The sequence below is a fragment of the Candidatus Hydrogenedentota bacterium genome, from assembly GCA_035416745.1.
Taxonomy (GTDB): Bacteria; Hydrogenedentota; Hydrogenedentia; order Hydrogenedentales; family SLHB01; genus UBA2224.
Genome location: DAOLNV010000025.1, coordinates 1 through 18,539 on the forward strand (window position 1 = coordinate 1; position 18,539 = coordinate 18,539).

Annotated in this window: 16 protein-coding genes and 1 rRNA gene; 15 read left to right on the forward strand and 2 right to left on the reverse strand. The window is 62.5% G+C overall.

Translation table 11 applies throughout. The features are described 5' to 3' along the window. A 16S ribosomal RNA gene (locus PLJ71_09890) occupies positions 1-103 on the reverse strand; the annotation flags it as partial. 792 nt (positions 104-895) lie between these two features. Here PLJ71_09890 and PLJ71_09895 point away from each other — a divergent pair. The 14 genes from PLJ71_09895 (at position 896) to PLJ71_09960 (ending at position 16,241) form a co-directional block, all read left to right on the forward strand. Further along, a complete protein-coding gene (locus PLJ71_09895) occupies positions 896-2,176 on the forward strand; it encodes a Gfo/Idh/MocA family oxidoreductase (GenBank protein ID HQM48991.1) in 1,281 nt (426 codons plus the stop codon). A gap of 11 nt (positions 2,177-2,187) precedes the next feature. Beyond that, the gene (locus PLJ71_09900) at positions 2,188-4,281 is read left to right on the forward strand and encodes a HEAT repeat domain-containing protein (GenBank protein HQM48992.1); all 2,094 of its coding nucleotides are present in this window, start codon (positions 2,188-2,190) and stop codon (positions 4,279-4,281) included. A 41-nt stretch (positions 4,282-4,322) separates the two neighbouring features. Next, positions 4,323-5,150: a phosphatidylinositol-specific phospholipase C/glycerophosphodiester phosphodiesterase family protein gene (locus PLJ71_09905; GenBank protein HQM48993.1), complete on the forward strand. Its 828-nt coding sequence runs from the start codon at positions 4,323-4,325 to the stop codon at positions 5,148-5,150. Between the two features lie 32 nt (positions 5,151-5,182). Further along, positions 5,183-6,211, forward strand: a complete 1,029-nt coding sequence (locus tag PLJ71_09910) for a Gfo/Idh/MocA family oxidoreductase (GenBank protein ID HQM48994.1) — start codon at positions 5,183-5,185, stop codon at positions 6,209-6,211. Positions 6,212-6,295: 84 nt separating this feature from the next. Further along, on the forward strand, positions 6,296-7,981 hold the full coding sequence (locus PLJ71_09915) for a SpoIIE family protein phosphatase (protein HQM48995.1): 1,686 nt from the start codon (positions 6,296-6,298) through the stop codon (positions 7,979-7,981). A gap of 25 nt (positions 7,982-8,006) precedes the next feature. Then, positions 8,007-8,516 carry an ATP-binding protein gene (locus PLJ71_09920; GenBank protein HQM48996.1) on the forward strand — a complete coding sequence of 170 codons (510 nt, stop codon included), beginning with the start codon at positions 8,007-8,009 and terminating at the stop codon, positions 8,514-8,516. Then, complete coding sequence (locus tag PLJ71_09925) at positions 8,513-8,842, forward strand: STAS domain-containing protein (GenBank protein HQM48997.1); 330 nt, start codon at positions 8,513-8,515, stop codon at positions 8,840-8,842. Before PLJ71_09920 ends, PLJ71_09925 begins: the two co-directional genes overlap by 4 nt. A gap of 13 nt (positions 8,843-8,855) precedes the next feature. Beyond that, positions 8,856-9,656, forward strand: coding sequence for an ABC transporter permease (locus tag PLJ71_09930; protein HQM48998.1), 801 nt, complete (start codon positions 8,856-8,858; stop codon positions 9,654-9,656). Beyond that, positions 9,653-10,450 carry an ABC transporter ATP-binding protein gene (locus PLJ71_09935; GenBank protein ID HQM48999.1) on the forward strand — a complete coding sequence of 266 codons (798 nt, stop codon included), beginning with the start codon at positions 9,653-9,655 and terminating at the stop codon, positions 10,448-10,450. Before PLJ71_09930 ends, PLJ71_09935 begins: the two co-directional genes overlap by 4 nt. Positions 10,451-10,506: 56 nt before the next feature. Next, positions 10,507-11,532, forward strand: coding sequence for an MlaD family protein (locus PLJ71_09940; GenBank protein HQM49000.1), 1,026 nt, complete (start codon positions 10,507-10,509; stop codon positions 11,530-11,532). 67 nt (positions 11,533-11,599) lie between these two features. After that, positions 11,600-12,133, forward strand: a complete 534-nt coding sequence (locus tag PLJ71_09945; GenBank protein ID HQM49001.1) for an ABC-type transport auxiliary lipoprotein family protein — start codon at positions 11,600-11,602, stop codon at positions 12,131-12,133. Between the two features lie 123 nt (positions 12,134-12,256). Beyond that, positions 12,257-14,788 (forward strand): exo-alpha-sialidase, encoded by a 2,532-nt coding sequence (locus PLJ71_09950; protein HQM49002.1) that lies wholly within the window; start codon positions 12,257-12,259, stop codon positions 14,786-14,788. A 10-nt stretch (positions 14,789-14,798) separates the two neighbouring features. Beyond that, positions 14,799-15,887, forward strand: a complete 1,089-nt coding sequence (locus tag PLJ71_09955) for a DUF2920 family protein (protein HQM49003.1) — start codon at positions 14,799-14,801, stop codon at positions 15,885-15,887. Positions 15,888-15,890: 3 nt separating this feature from the next. Next, on the forward strand, positions 15,891-16,241 hold the full coding sequence (locus PLJ71_09960; protein ID HQM49004.1) for a hypothetical protein: 351 nt from the start codon (positions 15,891-15,893) through the stop codon (positions 16,239-16,241). 68 nt (positions 16,242-16,309) lie between these two features. On the opposite strand, the gene PLJ71_09965 is transcribed toward PLJ71_09960, so the two are convergent. After that, positions 16,310-17,308, reverse strand: coding sequence for a uroporphyrinogen decarboxylase family protein (locus PLJ71_09965; protein HQM49005.1), 999 nt, complete (start codon positions 17,306-17,308; stop codon positions 16,310-16,312). Positions 17,309-17,489: 181 nt separating this feature from the next. Here PLJ71_09965 and PLJ71_09970 point away from each other — a divergent pair, with 181 nt between their 5' ends. After that, positions 17,490-18,449, forward strand: coding sequence for a uroporphyrinogen decarboxylase family protein (locus PLJ71_09970; GenBank protein HQM49006.1), 960 nt, complete (start codon positions 17,490-17,492; stop codon positions 18,447-18,449). The last annotated feature ends 90 nt before the right edge of the window (positions 18,450-18,539 follow it).

The window sequence follows — 18,539 nt, forward strand, 5'->3', positions numbered from 1 at the left end:
CGTTCGCCGCTCGAGTACCCCCGAAGGGGCCTTTCCGCTCGACTTGCATGTATGAGGCCTGCCGCCAGCGTTCGTTCTGAGCCAGGATCAAACTCTCCGAAAAAAACCAAACAGAGCACACAAGGCGCCCTGTCTTAGGCGAGTCTGATTCCCTTGTGAAAAGGAATCTCATCTTTACTTGGGGGCAAAGTGGTGCAGGAAAAACCTGCAACACCTTACCTGTGTACACATGGCCTGTTTGCTGTTTTAAACAGGACATGCACCGTATTCAACTTTCAAAGAACACACGCGCCCGGCGGTTCAGCACCCTCGGGCACCCATACCTTCTGTGCCCACACCAGGCCAGCTTCGGGGTGACTCGGTACCCGAACCACGCCACGAAAGCCGGCGTGGCGGAATCTTACGGGCGGATTTTTGCGCCCACCGTCCGAAAGGTGATCGTATCAATCCCCGCGAGGTTTGTCAACCTCTTTTTTTCGGTGAGCACCCTGGCCTTGCGGCCACGCCCGTACCGGCCCCGCTGTTTTCGCAACGGGAAAAACAGTTTAGCACACTTCAATCCGTCTGTCAACAAGAAAATTCCGCTGCGGTTTGCCCTGCCAATCCCCGCCCAATCCCCGCCAAACGGCCCCGTGTTTTCGGCTCTTAATCGGGGCCCGCGCGCACCTGGACTCCTATGCAAGGACGTAGGGCCATATGTCCTCGACGGCGGTTAAGTCGATCCGTGTTCGGCGCGCCACTGCGCGAACCAATCCTTTCGGTTGATCGCGGCGCCCGTTTTCACTACGCTTAGCGCGCATGTTTCGTTTGCGGCAGCAATTCCCCGATTGTGTTCCGGAGAAGGGCGCGTTCCGCCGCGCAACGACATTCGCGAAACCGTCCTGGAGGGATTCAGATGTTTCGAAGACGCATTTCCCGCAGACGTTTCCTGGGCGCCGCGGCCGCGGCAGCCCTGGGTCCAATGATATTGCCGCAGGGCGTGCTGGCAGCCCCCGGAAGGCCCGGCGCCAATGACCGCATCGTCATCGGGCAGATCGGCGTGGGCGGCATGGGCCGGTACCATCTCGGGCGGCTCCGCGACAGCATCGTGGCCATCTGCGACGTGGACGATAACCAGATTGCGGAGGCCATGAAGACCGCACGGCCGGAAACCCAGACGTGCAAGGATTACCGGCGCATCCTGGACCGCAACGATATCGACGCAGTCCTCGTAACCGCGCCCGACCATTGGCACGGGGTCATGACGGTGCAGGCATGCCAGGCGGGCAAGGACGTTTACGTCGAGAAGCCCGCGAGCGTGACCATCGAGGAAGGCCGCGCCATGGTCGAGGCCGCGCGCAGGTACGGCCGCGTCGTGCAGGTCGGCTCACAGGGACGTTCCATGCCAAACGCGTGGAGGATATGTGCCTACCTGCGTAACGGCGAAATCGGAAAGGTCTCGCGGGTCGAATGCTGGCACTACGAGAATCCCGTCGGCGGCGACCCGAGGAAGAACGGCCCCGCGCCGGACAATCTGGATTGGGATATGTGGCTCGGTCCCGCCCGCTGGGTACCCTACAACCCTGAACGGGTCCATTTCAATTTCCGGTGGTTCCTGGACTTCGGAGGCGGCCAGGTGCGCGACCGCGGCGCCCACGTGCTCAGTCTTGCCAGTTGGTTCCTCGACCTCGACGACAAAGGCCCGGTGCGCGTGACGGCAGTGGGAGAACCGCCCCAGGAAGGCCTCTATGACTGCCCAACGACCATGGAAGTCGCCTGGGAGTTCAAGGAGCCTGAGCTCACCATTGTCTGGGCGCAACCGGGCAAGGTGCCCGAGGGTACCGAGGCCAAATTCGGAGCGGTGTATTACGGCGACAAGGGCTCGCTGACGGTGGGCGGCGGGGACGGCGGCGGCCTTGGCACCCCTGCCGATGCGTACGAACCCCCGGCGAACAGCGTCGAGGTCTACCGGAGCCCCGGCCATCACGAGGACTGGTTCGAGTGCATCAAGACGCGCCAGCACCCGATCATGGATATTGCCCCGGCCCACACGGTAGCCAAGTTATGCATTATGGCCAATATCGCGTACCGGCTGGGCCGTCCTCTCGAGTGGGACCACGCCAACGAACGATTCATTGGCGACGAACAGGCAAACCGTATGCTGGGCAATTCGGGCCGTGGCCCGTGGCACATATAGGGAAAAAATCGATGGTCAAAGTGAAATACCGTGTGCAAACGTGGGGCTTCATATTCACGGCGTGTTTGACGGCCTGCTGGCCGGTCCTGGCCGCCGAATTGGATGATTTTCTGGCCCGGGTCGCCGCTCCCAGCGCCGATGTGCGGGCCGAAGCCTGGAAGGCGGCGGGGCCCTTCGGCGCGGCGGCGGTTAAACCGCTGGCCAAACTGGCGGAATCCGAGGAGCCGGGGGTGACGAAAGCCGCGTTGGCGGCTATCGGAACCATCACGGCCCACGCAGGAAGACCCGGCGCCCCGGACGAACTGAGCGCGGTCGCGCAGGCTCTCGCGGAGGCCGTCCAAGCCGCGGGAGACGACCAGCTCCGTCGGGAACTCCTTCATTTTCTTGGACTTGCCGCGTCCGATAGGCAAGTCTCCTTGCTGGCGGGACTGCTGACCGATCCTGCCGTGGGAGAAGATGCGCGCATTGCCCTCGAGCGCATCCCCGGCGATGCGGCGACTCGAGCGCTTATCGAGGCGTTGCGCGCTTCGTCCGAGGAAGTGCAGGTCCGTGCGGCTGATGCTCTGGCCCGGCGCGGGGCTCAGGAAGCCGTTCCCTCGCTTATAGAGCTCGCTCAGTCCAGCGGGAACCCCCGTGTGGGGTTTGCCTGTTTGGAGGCCTTGGGCACATTCGGCGTGGCGCCGCACCGTGTCTTCCCCCGGCGGCCTTCGTTCACCCCGGAACAGCGCGTTCAATACGTTCGGGCGGCTTTGGACGCCGCATACCGGTTACGGGAAGAAGGCAAGACGCAAGAAGCTTCCGAGATCTACGAAAGCGTCACCGCGTATTCGGGCGAGCCCGAGCACATTCGCGAAGCGGTTCTGGGTCTCGATGCCGCGAACTCGAAGGCTTTTGCCGCCCAGGCCGTGGGATATCTCTTCCATCCGGGCGTCAGCAAAGTGGCCTACCGCGCGCTTGTGGAGTCAAATCAGAGTGGCATAAACGACAAACTCGCCATGGCATACGAGAAGTGCGAGCCCGTGCAGAGGGCGGTTCTGTTGCAGATTCTGCACGAGCGGGGCGCGGAATCGCTGCCCCGGCTACTCGAACTGGCGCGCGTGGAAGAGTCCCCCGAGCTGCGGGCCACAGCCCTGGCACTATCCGGCGAATCGCCGCCGTTCGAGGACGTGCTGACCGTTGCCAAGACCGGCTCGGAGTGGACGCGACCGCGCGCGCTCGAGATGGCACGCGACCGCATCGCAGCCATGGTTTCCGCGGGCGAATCCGAATCCGCGCGCACGGCCTGCATCGACTTGTTGGGGAGCGGGCTTCCCGAGGAGTATGCCGTCGCGGCTTTCAATGCCCTGGAAGGCCTTCCCGACGCGGATACAGCGGCCTATCTTGATAGCCTGAACCTTTGGGAACCGGAGGCGGCGGGCGCGCCCGGCGCCCTTAGCCCGGCGGAACTCGAAGCGGCGCAGCGGGCGTATGTCGCCTGTGCCGCGGCAGAAGAGGGCGCCGACACGGCCAAAGCGCGCCTGCTCCATGCCGCCGAGAACTCGCCGTTCCCCTCGGTCACCGGCCTCGCCGTAGAGAAGCTCGCGGCTCGGGGCGTCAGTCCTAAAATACTTGCGAAACGGCAAGGGTTCATCACCGACTGGAAAATCATCGGACCATTTCCCAATCCGGACGGGACCGCGTTCAACCGGTCATTTCTGGACGAGGCGGCCTGCAAGGGCGATGCCCCGGTCAAGTTCGAGGGGAAGACATACGCGTGGCAACACGCGGATACCGAGAGCGTGCCGGCAATAATCGGACTGCGCGCGCGGCTCGACCCGTCCGAGAACGTGGCGGCCTACGCCTATGCGGAACTGCAATCGCCGGAAGCACGTGACGTGACCTTTCAGATTGGGAGCGACGACGGTTGCGAGTTCTGGGTCAACGGCATCCGGCTGCACGGCATCAATACCCCGCGGGGAATGCTCGTGGACCAGGACAAGGTCAATGCACCACTGGTTGCGGGCGCGAACCGGGTGCTTATCAAGGTGCTTCAGGGGGCCGCTGACTGGCAGTTCTGCGTACGCGTCACCGAGCCGTCGGGCGTGCCTCTTGACCTTTCGGAATAAGCGCGGCCCGGAGGGCCGGCAGGAAACCCAAGGGGAAGCCTATGCAAGGAAAGCATGGCCTGGCGGTCGCGATCATCGCGCTTATGCCCTTCGCCGCAATGGGTTGCGCATCGGCGCAGCGACAGTCCGTGCGCCCACAGTCCTGTGCGCACGCCCATAACGATTACGAGCATCCCCGGCCACTGTTCGACGCCGTCGAGCATGGTTTCTGTAGTATCGAGGCGGACGTGCATCTCATGGAAGGCCAACTGCTTGTGGCTCACGACATTGAGGACGCACGGCCCGGACGGACCTTGGAAGGACTCTACCTCGCGCCGCTTCGCGAGCTTGTCAGGCGCAATGGCGGCACCTTGTATCCGCACGGTCCGTCCGTCATTCTGCTCATCGATTTCAAGAGCGGCGCGGAACCCACATATGAGGCGTTGAAGCCGCTGCTGAAACGGTACAAGCCCATGCTCACCAGATACCGCGGAGACCGGGTCTACAGAGGCCCCGTGACAGTACTTATCTCGGGGAACCGGCCCACGAGAACGGTAGCCGGGGAGGCGGTGCGGTATGTGGCCATCGACGGGCGCGCGGAGGACCTCGAAAGCAATCCCCCCGCACATCTTGTTCCCTTGATCAGCGAGAACTGGACAAGGCATTTCGAGTGGCAGGGGGCCGGGCCGTTTCCGGAAGCTGAGGCTATCCGCTTACGGGCCATTGTAATGAAAGCCCATGCACAGGGACGGAAGGTGCGCTTCTGGTCGACCGCCGACCGGCCGGAGGTCTGGGACGCGCTGCTCGGGGCCGGGGTCGACCTGATCGGCGCGGATGATCTCGGCGGACTCGAGCGGTACCTTCGAGAAACTGGCGCAAAAGGTTCCTAATCGCAGGGATAGCAGAAGGGAGCAGAGGAGCCATGGACACGATACGCGTTGGATTCGTCGGGCTCGGCAGCATCTGCAAGAGCCGTCATGTGCCGGGGTTGCGCCGCATCGGCGGTGTGGAAATCGTCGCGGTGGCGAACCGTACAATGGAGTCGAGCCAACGGGCGGCCGCCCAGTTCGACATCCCGGAAGCCTGCGCCTCGTGGGAGGAAATCGTCCAGCGCAAGGATATCGACGCGGTATTCATCGGAACATGGCCCTACATGCACAAAGAGGTCAGCGTCGCGGCCCTTGAGTCCGGCAAGCATGTCTTCTGCCAGGCGCGCATGGCGCGGGATTTCGCCGAAGCCGAGGCCATGCATGAAACAGCACGGCGGAGCGGGCGCGTGGCGGCTCTCTGCCCGGTTCCGATAGGCCTTTCGATTGATGCTACGATTGCCCGGTTGCTCCGCGAGGGCGACTTGGGCGACATACGGCTTGTGCGGGTCCAAAGTTTCACGGATGCCTTCGCGCGGCCCGAGGCGCCCTTGCATTGGCGAAAAGACCACCGCCTTTCGGGTCTCAACATGCACACCCTCGGGATGTATGCCGAAGTCATCCATCGGTGGTTCGGATGGACATGGACCGTCAATGCCGTTACTCAAACTTTCACGCCCACCCGGCTCGACCCGGCTGGCCAGGAAACGCGCGTCAGAATCCCCGACCAGGTCCTGTTTACGGCGGGCATGCGTGCAGGTTTTCCCGTCCAGTACACCATCAGCGCCGCGGTTCACCACGGGGAAGAAGAGATCCAGGTCTTCGGCTCCGAAGCGTCGCTGGCATATGACGTTAACGACGATGTTCTTTACGGCGCGCGGGCAGGCGAGGTGATGGGACCCGTCGAGATTCGTCCCGGCGAAGAGTACGACCTTCACGAGTGGCCGGTCGAGCGGAATTTCATCAATGCCATTCGGGAAGGCGCCGAATATCATCCCGATTTTCACGATGGCCTCAAGTACATGCAGGTTGTGCAAGCGGTCTACGATTCCGCGCGAGAGGGCAGGACCGTGATGCTTGGCTGAGCCGGCACGTCCCCGGAAAAACCGCACGGGCCGCTTGTCACCATCGCTCTGTAACTACTAGAATGGCGGGCGGAGGATTGGAGCGTGGCTATTAGAGGGTATATCAACCACCGCGACGAAAGTGGCGGGGTACACCGCCTGGCCATAGAAAGCGTCGCGGTGATTGGCCGTGCCCAGGAATGCGATTTGGTGATTGGCGACCCGGCGGCGTCGCGCCGCCATGTCGAGATTACCCGTGTGGGCAACAGTTACCGGTGGCGCGATCTGGGAAGCACCAACGGCACGATCTGCAACGATACCCCGATGAGCGGGGGGCCGCTTCGTTCGGGCGACGTGCTGCGCATTGGTGAAACCCGCCTCCGGTTCGAGGAGGAAGAGGAAGAAGAAGGGCCTTCCGAGCCCCGGACCACGCGCGTGGATTGGTTCAGGGGCACAGTGCTTGGTCCCGAGGGCGACGAACGCCCTTCCGCCATCGAAGACCGCCAGGAAGCAATGCTGCGCGCGGTTTGCACCCTCATGAGCGAACTCTCCGTGCGGTACGACGCCTGCAGCCTCGTGGACCGTGTGCTCGAGACCTCGTGCAACGCCATCAAAGCTCAGCGCGCCGCCCTCTTCTTCGCGGAGCCGGGAGAATCGGAGCTCCTTCCATGCCCTGACTGCGGGCACGTGCACATGATGGAAAATGGGAATCTTCGCCACGCGCTGCCGGGCGAGATCCGCATCAGCAACACCGTGACCCGCCGGGTCCTGCGCAACGAAGAAAGTTTCCTGTGCCAGGATTCCCGCTGGGACCGCGAGATCGAACTCGCCAAGAGCGTCATCGAACTCGACCTGCGGTCTATCATCTGCGTCCCTATCCGTGGGCAGCGCCGCGTAAACGGCGTTCTCTACGTGGACAGCAACCGTCCCGGCCAACCGTATACAGACGATGACATGCTGCTGATCGCCGCGGTGGGCAACGCCGCCGGCCTGGCTCTCGAGAACGCCCATCTCCAGCGCGAGATCCTCGAGAAACAGCGCATGGAACAGGAAATCGAACATGCATGGACTATCCAACAAGGGTTCCTGGTCAAATCATGGCCGGAGGATGCCCGGCGGTTCGAGGTGTTCGGCGAAACCCGGCCCGCCAAGGTCGTCGGGGGAGATTTCTACGATTTTGTGCAGCCCGCCGGCGACCGCGTGGGGATCCTGGTGGGCGATGTGAGCGGAAAAGGCGTGGGGGCGGCGCTGACTATGGCGCAGGTCCTTGCCGAGTTCCGGTTGCGCGTTCAAACAATCCTATCGCCCGCGGAGGTCCTTGCCGCACTTAACGCGGACCTTGCGGCGCGCAGTCAGGCCGGCACGTTCTGCACCTTGCACTACATCACCCTGGACCTGAATACCGGCAACATAGCCAGCGCCAATGCGGGCCATTTTCCGGCCCTGCGCTTCGGCAAGCGCAAGCCGTCGGAGTTTGGCGCGGCGAGTGGACCGCCTTTGGGGATTTTGCACGACGCCCGATGGTCGGAGACGCGCTCGACCCTTGAACAGGGCGAAACGCTCTTGTTGTATTCCGACGGGATAGTTGAGGCCCGCATGGGTGCGGCGTTGCGCGAGGGGGACACGTTCGTCGAATTTGGCATCGAGGGAATCGAGAAGGCGCTCGCGAGGGAGCCCGGCGCGCGCCCGAAGCGCCTCGTTGAAATCGTGGAAGAAGCGGTCATGAGGTTCTGCGCACCGGAGCATCCGCAGGACGATTGCACCATGATTGCATTGCGATATTTCGGTTAACCGGCTTGATAGTGGCGGTAAGAGGATGGAACGTCGTATACGCGTTAAGGTACAGGCGGAGCCGAAGGCTCTCGAGGCCGTGCGCGGACTCGTGCGCGGTTTCGCCCGGAGTTGGGGGCTTCCGAGCGGCCGGGTAGACGAAATCGTGCTGGCGGTCAACGAAGCGTGCAGCAACTCGATCCGGCATTCGTACCGTTCAGATCCCGCACGCTCGTTTGTGCTTGCCATGGGCGCCACGGACCGGTACCTCGAGTTCGAGTTGCGCGATTCGGGCAAACCCGCGCCGCGCGAGCATGTGGCTGTGTCGCGGCGGACCCGCCCGAAGCAGGGCGAACTCCGTCCGGGCGGTTTAGGCGTGGGGCTCATCTACCAGGTATTCGATGAGGTTGTTTTCGAGCCGGGCCGCACGCGCGGCAACCGGGTGTTGATGCGAGCCTTGCGCGGAAACCAGAACCGAAAATGCCGTTCCGGCACGGCTCAATGTGCGGAGAAAGGCCCCAACATGCACGGCAGAACACAGGATCCCAAAACGTGAAAACAGAAGTCGAAACGCGAAACCATATGTGCGTGGTCAAGGTGGCTGGCGAGGTCGATCTGTACAGTTCGCCGGAGTTGAGGAAGGCCATCACGAAGGCCGTGCCGGCGGCGGAAGCGCTTGCGGCGGTTGACCTCAGCGGTGTGACTTACATGGACAGTTCGGGCGTGGCCACGCTGGTCGAAGGCTTGCGGGAATCGGACAAGAAGGGCATTGCGTTCGCCCTGGTTGCCCCGTCGCAACCCGTATTGAAAGTGCTTTCGCTGTCGCGGCTGGACAAGGTATTCGACATTCGCGAGAACCTGGACGAGGCTTCGGGCGTCTGACAGGGTGCCATCCATGAGCGTGGTTGTTGCGGTACTCGGGCATACGGGGCGGATTTCGCTCAACGTTCTCTACGCCGTCAGCAGGGTCTGCCTGCTGATGGTCGAGACGTTTGACTGGATTGTAGTGCGTCCGCTCCGCGGACAGGGGCTGCGCGTCCGCAGCACCGTCCTGCACCTCGTGGAGTTCGGAGTCAACTCCTTCCCCGTTGTGGGGCTGGTGTGTATCCTCGTGGGCGCCATCATGGCAATGCAGGCCTCGTACCAGTTGTCGCGGTTCGGGGCGCAGCAGTTCATCGCCGATCTGGTGAGCGTGGCCGCCATGCGGGAATTGGCGCCGCTGATGACCGCGGTGCTGGTCACGGGGCGCTGTGGTTCAGCCATTGCGGCGGAGATCGGCTCGATGAGGGTGGCCGAGGAGATCGACGCGCTCGAGGTTATGGGGATCAATCCCATCCGTTTCCTGGTAGCGCCCAAGTTTCTTGCGATGCTGATCGCGGTCCCAAGCCTGACGGTGTTGGCCACGCTGGTCATGATTGCCGGCGGCTACCTTCTTTCGACAACTGTGGTGGGAATCGACGCGGGCCTGTATCTCGAACGCACCGCTAACGCCCTGCAGATGAAGGATTTCGCGACCGGATTCGTCAAGAGCGTCTTTTTCGCGGTAGTGATTTGCTGGGTCGGGGTGTACCGCGGTTTCCAGGCTGAGGGCGGCGCCGAAGGCGTCGGCCGCATGACCACCTCGTCCGTCGTAACCTCTATTTTCTGGATTGTCGTGGTCGACATGGTTTTCACGGTGTTTTTCTACTTCATATGACGAACAACGACTCCATCATCCAGATACGCGGCCTTGTCGCAAAATACGGCGAGACCACCGTGCTGGACGACATCAACCTCGACATTCGCCGGGGCGAGACGTTTGTGATCCTCGGCGGCAGCGGATGCGGGAAAAGCACCTTGCTGCGGAATCTGGTGGGTCTGATGCGTCCCGCCGCGGGTACGATTCTCATCAACGGAGAAGATTTCACCTCGATGTCCGACGACCAGCGGAGCGCTGTGCGCAAACGCATGGGCATGTGTTTTCAAGGCGCCGCGCTGCTCAATTCCATGAGCCTGTACGATAACGTGGCCCTGCCCCTCCGGGAGCATACAAGGCTCAAGGAGTCCACCATCGAGATCATGACCCGCATCAAGCTCGACCTGGTCGGATTGGCGGGATTCGAGGACTACCAGCCGTCCGAGTTGAGCGGCGGCATGAAGAAACGGGCGGGCATCGCCCGCGCGATGGCCATGGACCCCGAGATGATCTTCTATGACGAACCGTCGGCCGGGCTGGATCCGATTGTGGCGGCCGGCGTGGACATGCTCATCCGGAAGATGCAGAATACGTTCAACCTGACGAGTGTCGTGGTAACCCATGAACTGGCGAGCGTCGATATGATTGCCGACCGCGCATGCCTCCTCAAGGAAGGGCGAATCGTGGCGGCGGGGACCGTGGCGGAACTGAGAGCCAACCCCCACCCGTTCGTGCGTCAGTTCTTCGAGCGGAAGCCAGAGGACGAGTCCGCTCGCAATGACGATTTCATTCGGTCTCTTATGCGGGGTGAATAGGCAGCATACCGGTCCCGGACAGGGTGCCCGGGCCGAAAAAGAATGGGGAGCAAACCGTGGCGGCGCGAAAACACAATTTCACGACGGCGGAAATCAAAGCGGGGGTGTTCGTCCTTGTCGCCGCGCTGGTGTTTGCCGCATTGCTGGCCGTCATTCGAGGGTACCGCCCTGTCGCGGAAACCAAGACGTTCTATGCATCGTTTACGGATATCGGAGGTCTGAATCCCGGCGCCGACGTCCGGTTTGGCGGCACGAAAGTCGGACACGTTGTCGAGATAGCCTTGCACCCGGCGGATCCCTCGCTGATCCGCGTTGCTTTCGAGGTGCCGGCGCAGGTGCCCGTCCACAAGGACAGCAAGGTCTACGTCACTCAGATCACCTTGACTTCCGAGATGCACCTCGAGGTGATGACCGGCACCGCCGAGGCAGGGCTCATGCCCCCCGGCTCCGAAATCGAGACGACGGTAGGCGGCATCAGGAAGCTGCTGGCCGGCGCCGGCGACACCTCCCAAACGCTGCAGAGCATCCTGGATGATTTCCGCGACCTCATGGGGGTCGAAGAAGCGCGGCAGGAAGCCGCCGAGAACGCCGGCGGAGAGATGGCCACCGTCGCCGAGGTGGTCGACGAGGTCAAAGGCGTCGTATCGGAGGGGCGCGAAGATGTCCGCGGCATTCTCGACAACGCGGGCGAAATCGAGAAAAGCGCAAAGCAGCTGCTCGAGGACACGCGCGCGGTCCTCGCGGAGAACCGCCCCGAGATCAAGACGTCCCTCGAGAACGTACGCGATACCACGGAAAGCACCAAAAAGGCGGTTGTAACCGTGCAGGACATTCTCGACCGTGCAGCAATCCTGAGCGAGCGGTTTGACGGCATTGCCGACACCCTCGAAGGCGCTCTCGGGAACCTCGAGGGCCTCGGCGAGGACGCGCGTGGCGCGCTTGCGGAAAACAAGCCGGAAATCGAGGACACCATTCGCGATCTGCGGAAGACGGCCGACTATTTGCGGGAGTTCGCGCGCACGGTTTCCGAGCAGCCCGAATCGCTGCTGCGGGGCGAGAATCGCGAGGGACGCCATCACTGAAAGGACACGAGCGATGGGTGGGGCAACAGGAACAACGGGTAGGTTTCGAACGAAAGCAGTAACGGGCATGCTTGGGCTGAGCGCGCTGGTCTGCGCCGCGGCGGGTTGTGTTCATACCACCGAAACCCGCTACTACCAGCTCGATATGACGCCGTCGGGCAAGGCCCAGGCTGGGCTCTCCCTCGAGATGGGCCGTCTTGACGTGGCCGACGACCTTGCGCGGCGCGAAATCCTGGTGCAAAAGGACGCCACCGAGATCGAATACTACGCCGACGCGCAGTGGGCGGTGAGTGTCCCCGAATTGGTGCGTAGGAAGCTCGAGGCCGAACTCGGCAGGGCAAAGGCCAGCGAGCCCGTCATTGTTCTTGACGGCGATATCCAGGCGTTTCAACAGGTCGACGTGCCGGGGGGCGCGGAAGCCCGGGTGACCTTGCACCTGCGGTTCCGGAAGGACTCTGAAGTCGTTTTCCAGAACGAATACAGCCGCCAATTCCCGGCCCGGGACCCTTCGCCAAGAGCCGTCGCGCACGCCCTGTCGCGCGCGCTCGAAGCCATTGCCGCGGACATCGCGGCCGACGCAGCCAAACTCGCCAATAACTGATGTGAATGCTGCCGGCCTGCTTGCGCAGGCTTCTTGAGGCGTCTACAATCGGCTTTCTGAAATCAGTTCATCGACAAAAGAAGGGACGCCGGGTTTGGGCGTCCCGCGAAAGGGGATATCGCCATGCTGCGGACAGTTATGCTGCTATGCCTCGCGGGTTTGGTGCTGGGTGCGAGTTTCGAGAAGGCGTCGGGCCAGGAGTTGGCGGTTGATCTTTCGAAACCGGATGCCGCCGATGCGTGGGTGTTCTCGGATGAGAGGGCTGCCATCCGGAACGGCGAACTGGTCCTCGATGGCCGCGCCGAAGAGACTCGGGCGTTCTTCACGCCGTTTGTCTGGGGCGACGTCAGCCTGAAAGCCAAGTTCCTGGTCGAGCCGCGGGAGGAGGGCGTATTGGCATGCGGGTTTGCAGTGCGCGCCACGGATGCGTTCACCTGTTACTACGTTCACTATGATAGGGGCCAAGCCATTTTGTGCCGGTCGGACGCGTCGAATTCGTGGATCGAGATCAAGCGCGTGAGCGGGCTCGACAAACCGGCGGGGCAGTGGCATGAAGGCGAACTGGCATGCGTTGGCAATACCCTGCGCGTATCGTTGAACGGCGCCGTCCTGTATGAAGCGCAGGACGCCGCGATTCAGGCGGGGCGAATCGGTTTCTATGCCGGCCAGGGCCTGGTCCACGTGAAAGATATTGTCGTCACCGGCGCGGCGACGCCCGCCGAGGGCACATTCACCATTCCCAAGCCGATGTTTATCCGTCTGTGTACCGACGCCAACGCGGGCGCCTATGAAGCGTTTCCTGACGTGTGCCGCTTGTCGGACGGGCGTCTCATGAGCGTCTTCTACGCCGGGTACGGGCACGTTGCGCTCCCGAACGAGCAGTTGCCCAGGGGCGGCCGGGTCTCGTATTGCGTATCCAGAGACGAGGGCGTGACCTGGAGCGCCGCAAAGGTGTTGTACGACGGCCCCGACGACGACCGCGACCCCTCGATCATGCAGACCAAGACCGGCAAGCTCATCTGTAACTACTTCTCGCTGCGCAAAAAGGATGGGGCCGAGCTCTCTTGGGAAGGCCTTGGCACGTGGATGGTCACGTCGCTGGACATGGGCAAGACATGGTCGGAACCGCAACAAATTGCCACGAATTACTACTGCAGCTCGCCGGTCCGGCAGCTTTCAGACGGCCGCCTCATCCTGGGCCTGTACGCGGAGCAGGACGGACGGGGCTGGGGCGCCGTAACCATCTCGGATGACGACGGGGCAAACTGGGGCAATGTGATTGACATCGACAACAACGGCATGCCCCTCGATGCCGAAACCGACATCATCGAGCTCAAAAACGGCGACCTGTTCGCGGCCGAACGCGGGCGCGGCGAGACAATGGCGTGGTCCGCATCGAAGGACCGCGGATTGACCTGGAGCGTGTCGGAACCGTTCGGGTTTCCCGGGCACTGCCCGTACCTGCTGCGGGCGGCCGGCGACATCATCCTCATGGCGCACCGCCTCCCCGCTACGAGCCTGCACTACAGCCTGGACGAATGCGCGACTTGGAGCGAGAACGTTCCGGTGGACTCGGTGGGCGGGGCTTACCCCTCGATGGTGAACCTCGATGACGGGTCCGTGCTTATCGTGTATTACGAGGAGGGGGAAGGTTCGAGCATTCGCGCGAAACGGTTGCACGCCACGCCCAACGGCATTGAGTGGCTGCCCGTGAGCGAAGGACGCAAACCACAAGCCACTCTGGTTGAGCAATACAAGATCTGGGATCAGGCGCCCCACAACGCCTTCACGAATCTCGTCCGGTTCAAGGATGAATGGTTCTGCGTGTTCCGCGAAGGGCAGGCGCACGTATCCCCGGACGGCGCGTTGCGCATCATCGTCTCCAAGGACGGCAAGCAGTGGGAATCGGCTGCGCTGATAACCTCCGGCACGGCGGATTTGCGCGATGCCCAGATCACGGTGACGCCCGGCGGCAAGCTTATGCTCTCGGGCGCCGCGGCGTTTCACGACAAGTCGGTAGCCAGCCACCAGACCATGGCCTATTTCTCCGAGGACGGGCGCAGCTGGAGCGAAGGCGTGCCTGTCGCGGACCCGAACTTCTGGATGTGGCGGGTTACCTGGCATAAAGGCACCTGCTACGGGATCGGCTACGCGACCGTGGAAGAAGGCGAACGCAGCATCCGGTTGTACAAGAGCACGGACGGGCGCAGTTTTGAGACGCTCGTACCCGCGTTGCGGTCGGGCGAATACTCGAACGAGTCGTCCATCATTTTCCTCGAAGACGACACCGCCCTGTGCCTGTTGCGGCGCGACAGCCCGGCTCCGTTGAACACCGGGTTGCTCGGTACGTCAAAACCGCCCTATACGGAATGGACGTGGCAGGACCTTGGGGCGCGCATCGGCGGGCCGTGCATGATTCAGATCCCTGACGGGCGGTTCGTGGGCGCGGTGCGGCTGTACGACCGTCGGGTCCGTACGGGCATCTGCATACTCGACCCCGAATACGGCACGCTGACCGAGGTGCTTACGCTGCCGTCCGGCGGCGATACCAGCTATCCGGGCCTCGTCTGGCACGACGGACTGCTTTGGGTCAGTTACTATTCCTCGCACGAGGGCAAAACGAGCATCTATCTCGCGAAAGTGGCGTTCAATTAAGGGAAGAGCGGTGGCGAAGAGCGTTCTCATCATTGGGACGGGCTGTCTGATGCTGATAGGTTCTGCGGGATATTGCGGGGAAACCGGCATCTGGCCTACGCTGCCGGAGACCAATGCCGAATGCATGATTCCGGCGCAGGAATGGCCGCGCGAGCCGGGTCCGCGCGAAGTCAAAGTCTACATTACCTATCCCGGCGGCGCTCTGGCCAACGTGAGTGCCGAGACCGGCCTGTTTCTTGATCTGCACAACTGGGGCGGGACGTTCCACACGGGCACGGCAGATCCCGAACAGCTGGCCAGCCGGTACAACGTCGTAGCGATATGCGTCGACTACCTGCAGAGCGGTCCGGGCGAGGAGCATGATCCACCCTACGATTTCGGGTACCTGCAGGCGCTCGATGCCTTGCGCGGACTCTACTTGGTGTATCACGGGCTCGACGAGCGCGGGGCCGCTTTCCACAAGGGCCGCATCTACTGCACCGGCGGGTCCGGCGGCGGGAACGTCACGCTGATGGCCAACAAGCTGGCCCCGCGCACTTTCGCGTGCTGCATCGACAAGTGCGGCATGGCCCGGCTTACCGGCGACATCGCATTCAATCTCGACGGCGGCAGTGAACTCGATGCGCGGTACAGTCCCGACCCTGAGAGTCCGCGCTACCTCAGCCATGGCGCCCAGGCGTTGCGGTACGTGGGCAACCCCGGGCACCTTGCCGCCATGAGACAACTCGGGAACAGCGTGAAAATGATCGTCGTGCACGGCGCGGAAGACGCCGTGTGCCCCGTCGAAGACGCCCGCGAGATGGTGGCCAACATGGAAGCTTCGGGGATGGACGTCGAAGCCATCTGGGTCACGAAGGACATGCTCGATGGCGAGACGTTCCAATCAACCGGGCATCCCATGGGCGACCGCACCCGCATTGTCTTCTACGCCGCGGACAAGTATTTGACGCCCGGAAGTCCGGACCTCGTTGTCCGGCAGGGTCCCACCGATTTCGAGCGAAAAGAGGCCATTCGCTACGAAGTCCCGGGCGGCGTTTACGTGATCTCGTACGAAAACGGTTATCCTGTCGGCACGTTCGAGCGGGCCAAGGAGGGTTGATTGATGGGCTTCTGGATCGGCGGGTTCCGGAACGTGACCGACGACATTGGCGCCGGGGGCGAACGGCGGGATTTGACCCCGCAGTTGATGGCGCAGGTGCGGGAGTTGGAGCATCAGGTCGGCCGTCTGACGCTCTTGAGCCAGGCCCTGTGGGAACTGCTGCGCGAGCGCCTCGGATTGACCGATCAGGATTTCGAGAACCTGGTCCGGGAGATTGACCTGCGCGACGGCGTTCAGGACGGGCAAATCTCCAACACGCCGGTCAAATGCCCGTCGTGCGGCCGGGTCTCCGCATCGAAGCACTACCGCTGCCTGTACTGCGGCCTCGAGTTCCAGAAACCCGTGATGGGCTGAGAGGCTCAGGAAGCGGGCCTCGGCAGCGTCACCCGGCGGACGAAGAACGCCCCGGGCACTGCGGGTCGTCACCGTACCGCCGTGTATTCCTTCAGGAGCCTGAGATACGCGCGGTATTGCTCCAGCGACACTCCCGGCGGCGTCTGGTGGTCCACGCTGGGGATGTAGCCTCCCGTTTCCATGAGCGGCACGAGGCGCTCGAATTCCTTGCGCATCGCGCCCTCCCCCTTCGGCATGACCATCTTGTTGAAGTGCCCGACGAGGGCGAAATCGGGAAACTGCGTGCGCAGCGTCATGCCGTCGACCCCCGCCTGCCGCTCGAGCGGAAGAACGCCGTCCACGCCCGCCCGTTTCAGCCAAGGGACCATCAGCGTTACGTCGCCGTCCGTGTCCACTATGGTCAGAACGTTCCTTTCCTTCACTCGCGCGAGCATGCGCCGGTAATAGGGCGCCACGAATTCCTCGAACATGTCTTCGCCAATCATCGGGCCGTTGTTGTACGACATGTCCTCGGCGATGGTCATGAAGGTTGGCACACACACTTTCTCGATCTGGTCGAGCAGTCCGAGATTGAAGCGCAGCAGATCCTCGTTCATGCGGTGAATCAGCTCCGGCTGCTCGACGAAGGCATACATGAGTTTCATGAATCCCATCAATGTACGCGGGAACCAGAAGTACCCTTCCAAGGTGATCCAGACCACCGCCTCGCCTTTGGCCTGACGCGCGGCCCAGGGTTCGATTGATTCGATGGCTTTGGAGTGGTCCGGATACAAATAGGGCAGGAAGGTCCGGTAGTCGTCCATGTCCGAGACCCCGCCGTCGATATGATGTTGAACCGCATGGATAGTGGGCTCTTTCGCGCTGAGCCAGAACTGTTTGTAGGGGTCGAGGCCGAAGTATTCGTGAATCTCAAAAACGTCCGTCAGCGCTTGTGGCAACCCCTCCCCGTGCCAGCGGTCAATGGTCTTGTCCCACCACATCGCCCACTCCCAGCGCGGCAAACGGTCGACGGGTTCGAAATTCATCACGGCCCGGAAACGCTCGACGTGGTTCATGCTCTCGACCATTTCATGGATTCCTCGCGCACCATGCGGTTTCGAGGATAGCCTATCCCGCCGAACATCTCCAATTGCCCCGGTTTGCCTGGTGCAGCAACGCTGCGGCCCCCTGATCGCCAACCCTCATTTCTTCTTCCGCCTCTCATCTGCGATAATCACGCTCGTTACAGGGGCATGGAGGACACGTTACATGACGCCGCGGGAACGCTTTATCGCCGCACTGGAGCGCCGCCCCATCCCCGGGCGGGTGCCGCATTTCGAGCTCGTCTTTTTCCTCACGATGGAGGCCTTCGGGAAGCTCCATCCGAGCCAGCGGCATTACGCGCAATGGGATCAGATGACCGAGTCGGAACGAGCGCTTCACCGAAACGAAATGGCCGAAATCCACGTTCAAACCGCCCGCAAATACGAGCACAGCGCGATCTTTCTCCACCCCAACCCGAACACCGAGGACGAATCCCTGCGCCTCATCGACCTCGTGCGCGAGAAGTCGGGGAACGACTATTTCCTCATGATGCACGGCGATCCCACGTACTCGATCCCCTCGGGAAGCGATATGCTCGAGCAGGCCGCGTGGTTCTACGAGCGTATGGACGACGCCATGGACACGGCGGACCGCCGCGTCGACGAGCAGCTGGCCGCGTGCGAGCGGTTGAAAGCCCACGGCGGCCTGGACGGGTTCGCCCTGTGCGCGGACTACTGCTTCAACGACAACCCCTTCCTCCGGCCGGACCTGTTCGCGGTGCTCATTACGCCCTACCTCAAGCGCGTTGTCGCGGGAATGCGCGAAATGGGGTTTCATGTCATTAAACATACGGACGGCAACATCATGCCAATCCTCGATCAGTTGGTCGATGCGGGACCGCACGCCCTGCACTCGCTCGACCCCCAGGGCGGCGTCGACATCGCCGAGGTGAAGCGTCTCTACGGCGGCAAGGTGTGTTTGATTGGCAATGTCAATTGCGGGCTCCTCACATCGGGCACTGACGAGGAGGTCATCGAATCAGCGCGATACTGCATCAAACACGGCATGCCCGGAGGCGGGTATATCTTTTCGACCAGCAATTGCGCGTTCACGGGACTTCCCCTCGAGCGCTATGAGCTGATGTGGAAGGTCTGGCACGACGAAGCCATTTATCCGGAAACATGAACTGTTCGGGCGGGGAACATGCGCATTGACGAAGCAGACCTGGGTTTCGGCGCGGGCAGTCCGGCAGCCGGGAGGGCCTGCGCAACCGGG

What these genes read in the sequence shown, in the direction of transcription:
- PLJ71_09965 (HQM49005.1), bottom strand. Translation starts at nt 17,308, where the DNA reads ATGGTCGAGAGCATGAACCACGTCGAGCGTTTCCGGGCCGTGATGAAT.
- PLJ71_09905 (HQM48993.1), top strand. Translation starts at nt 4,323, where the DNA reads ATGCAAGGAAAGCATGGCCTGGCGGTCGCGATCATCGCGCTTATGCCC.
- PLJ71_09930 (HQM48998.1), top strand. Translation starts at nt 8,856, where the DNA reads ATGAGCGTGGTTGTTGCGGTACTCGGGCATACGGGGCGGATTTCGCTC.
- PLJ71_09960 (HQM49004.1), top strand. Translation starts at nt 15,891, where the DNA reads ATGGGCTTCTGGATCGGCGGGTTCCGGAACGTGACCGACGACATTGGC.
- PLJ71_09900 (HQM48992.1), top strand. Translation starts at nt 2,188, where the DNA reads ATGGTCAAAGTGAAATACCGTGTGCAAACGTGGGGCTTCATATTCACG.
- PLJ71_09920 (HQM48996.1), top strand. Translation starts at nt 8,007, where the DNA reads ATGGAACGTCGTATACGCGTTAAGGTACAGGCGGAGCCGAAGGCTCTC.
- PLJ71_09910 (HQM48994.1), top strand. Translation starts at nt 5,183, where the DNA reads ATGGACACGATACGCGTTGGATTCGTCGGGCTCGGCAGCATCTGCAAG.
- PLJ71_09970 (HQM49006.1), top strand. Translation starts at nt 17,490, where the DNA reads ATGACGCCGCGGGAACGCTTTATCGCCGCACTGGAGCGCCGCCCCATC.
- PLJ71_09935 (HQM48999.1), top strand. Translation starts at nt 9,653, where the DNA reads ATGACGAACAACGACTCCATCATCCAGATACGCGGCCTTGTCGCAAAA.
- PLJ71_09945 (HQM49001.1), top strand. Translation starts at nt 11,600, where the DNA reads ATGCTTGGGCTGAGCGCGCTGGTCTGCGCCGCGGCGGGTTGTGTTCAT.
- PLJ71_09895 (HQM48991.1), top strand. Translation starts at nt 896, where the DNA reads ATGTTTCGAAGACGCATTTCCCGCAGACGTTTCCTGGGCGCCGCGGCC.
- PLJ71_09950 (HQM49002.1), top strand. Translation starts at nt 12,257, where the DNA reads ATGCTGCGGACAGTTATGCTGCTATGCCTCGCGGGTTTGGTGCTGGGT.